8 tRNA genes and 2 rRNA genes (2 of these 10 cut by a window edge) are annotated in these 2,500 nt (G+C 51.9%); all 10 read right to left on the bottom strand.

From position 1 onward, the window contains the following. Window positions 1-65 (bottom strand) — tRNA-Pro (locus EGX95_RS26790); it reaches 9 nt to the left of the window's first position. An 8-nt stretch (window positions 66-73) separates the two neighbouring features. Further along, a tRNA-Arg gene (locus tag EGX95_RS26785) sits at window positions 74-147 on the bottom strand. Window positions 148-150: 3 nt separating this feature from the next. Then, a tRNA-Leu gene (locus EGX95_RS26780) sits at window positions 151-239 on the bottom strand. A 16-nt stretch (window positions 240-255) separates the two neighbouring features. Continuing rightward, window positions 256-330 (bottom strand) — tRNA-Gly (locus tag EGX95_RS26775). A gap of 29 nt (window positions 331-359) precedes the next feature. Continuing rightward, window positions 360-440 (bottom strand) — tRNA-Leu (locus EGX95_RS26770). 14 nt (window positions 441-454) lie between these two features. Then, window positions 455-530, bottom strand: a tRNA-Lys gene (locus EGX95_RS26765). Between the two features lie 13 nt (window positions 531-543). Continuing rightward, window positions 544-619, bottom strand: a tRNA-Thr gene (locus EGX95_RS26760). Window positions 620-623: 4 nt separating this feature from the next. After that, a tRNA-Val gene (locus tag EGX95_RS26755) sits at window positions 624-699 on the bottom strand. A 5-nt stretch (window positions 700-704) separates the two neighbouring features. Next, a 5S ribosomal RNA gene (gene rrf / locus EGX95_RS26750) occupies window positions 705-820 on the bottom strand. Between the two features lie 101 nt (window positions 821-921). Beyond that, a 23S ribosomal RNA gene (locus EGX95_RS26745) occupies window positions 922-2,500 on the bottom strand (it continues 1,344 nt past the right edge of the window).

Here is a 2,500-nt window from a genome sequence, read left to right as displayed (position 1 = left end):
CAGGATTTGAACCTGCGACCCCCTGGTCCCAAACCAGGTGCTCTACCAAGCTGAGCCACTTCCCGAAAGAAAACGCGCCCGAGAGGAGTCGAACCCCTAACCTCTTGATCCGTAGTCAAACGCTCTATCCAATTGAGCTACGGGCGCATATGGTGCCGAGGGCGGGGGTCGAACCCGCACGGTGGTCACCCACCGCAGGATTTTAAGTCCTGTGCGTCTGCCTGTTCCGCCACCCCGGCATGTCATATTGAAAATTGGAGCGGAAGACGGGATTCGAACCCGCGACCCCAACCTTGGCAAGGTTGTATTCTACCACTGAACTACTTCCGCAAGACATGTTTGAGTTATTTCATTAAAAGTGCGGGTGAAGGGAGTCGAACCCCCACGCCAAAGGCGCTAGATCCTAAGTCTAGTGCGTCTGCCAATTCCGCCACACCCGCATATTCATTAAAAATGGTGAGCCATGAAGGACTCGAACCTTCGACCCTCTGATTAAAAGTCAGATGCTCTACCAACTGAGCTAATGGCTCTTACAATAAAAACTGGTGCCGACTAGAGGACTTGAACCCCCAACCTACTGATTACAAGTCAGTTGCTCTACCAATTGAGCTAAGTCGGCTAAATGGTGGAGGATGACGGGATCGAACCGCCGACCCCCTGCTTGTAAGGCAGGTGCTCTCCCAGCTGAGCTAATCCTCCGGATTGCCTGGCAACGTCCTACTCTCACAGGGACAAGGTCCCAACTACCATCGGCGCTAGAGAGCTTAACTTCCGTGTTCGGTATGGGAACGGGTGTGACCTCTCTGCCATCATTACCAGACTGTATTCATTTAAGACAAGAATTATTGTAACTTATTTCACTTTGAAAGTCAACAAGTTTTTTATATTCTTTCAAAACTAGATAACATTGCTTCATATTATATGGTTAAGTCCTCGATCTATTAGTATTCGTCAGCTCCACATGTCACCATGCTTCCACCTCGAACCTATCAACCTGATCATCTTTCAGGGATCTTACTAGCTTACGCTATGGGAAATCTCATCTTGAGGGGGGCTTCATGCTTAGATGCTTTCAGCACTTATCCCTTCCGCACATAGCTACCCAGCTATGCCCTTGGCAGAACAACTGGTACACCAGCGGTGCGTCCATCCCGGTCCTCTCGTACTAAGGACAGCTCCTCTCAAATTTCCTACGCCCACGACGGATAGGGACCGAACTGTCTCACGACGTTCTGAACCCAGCTCGCGTACCGCTTTAATGGGCGAACAGCCCAACCCTTGGGACCGACTACAGCCCCAGGATGCGATGAGCCGACATCGAGGTGCCAAACCTCCCCGTCGATGTGGACTCTTGGGGGAGATAAGCCTGTTATCCCCGGGGTAGCTTTTATCCGTTGAGCGATGGCCCTTCCATGCGGAACCACCGGATCACTAAGCCCGACTTTCGTCCCTGCTCGACTTGTAGGTCTCGCAGTCAAGCTCCCTTATGCCTTTGCACTCTACGAATGATTTCCAACCATTCTGAGGGAACCTTTGGGCGCCTCCGTTACACTTTAGGAGGCGACCGCCCCAGTCAAACTGCCCACCTGACACTGTCTCCCGGGTCGATAAGACCCGTAGGTTAGAATTTCAATACAGTCAGGGCGGTATCCCACCAGCGCCTCCACCGAAGCTAGCGCTCCGGTTTCAAAGGCTCCCGCCTATCCTGTACAAACTGTACCAAAATTCAATATCAGGCTACAGTAAAGCTCCACGGGGTCTTTCCGTCCTGTCGCGGGTAACCTGCATCTTCACAGGTACTATAATTTCACCGAGTCTCTGGTTGAGACAGTGCCCAAATCGTTACACCTTTCGTGCGGGTCGGAACTTACCCGACAAGGAATTTCGCTACCTTAGGACCGTTATAGTTACGGCCGCCGTTTACTGGGGCTTCAGTTCAGAGCTTCGCTTACGCTAACCCCTCTCCTTAACCTTCCAGCACCGGGCAGGTGTCACCCCCTATACTTCGCCTTACGGCTTCGCAGAGAGCTGTGTTTTTGCTAAACAGTCGCTTGGGCCTATTCACTGCGGCTTTCCGTTAAGAAAGCACCCCTTCTCCCGAAGTTACGGGGTCATTTTGCCGAGTTCCTTAACCAGAGTTCTCTCGCACACCTTAGGATTCTCTCCTCGCCTACCTGTGTCGGTTTGCGGTACAGGCACCTTTTATCTCGCTAGAAGCTTTTCTTGGCAGCGGGGAATCAAAGACTTCGCTCCATAAGGAGCTTCCCCATCACAGCTCAGCCTTTACGATAAGCGGATTTGCCTACTTATCAGCCTAACTGCTTGGACGTGCACAACCAATCGCACGCTTCTTCTATCCTTCTGCGTCCCTCCATTGCTCAAACGATAAAGAGGTGGTACAGGAATATCAACCTGTTGTCCATCGCCTACGCCTGTCGGCCTCGGCTTAGGTCCTGACTAACCCTGAGCGGACGAGCCTTCCTCAGGAAACCTTAGGCAT

The organism is Bacillus sp. FDAARGOS_527, from assembly GCF_003812125.1.
Classification (GTDB): domain Bacteria; phylum Bacillota; class Bacilli; order Bacillales; family Bacillaceae_G; genus Bacillus_A; species Bacillus_A paranthracis.
This window is presented reverse-complemented; position numbering and strand designations above follow the sequence as displayed.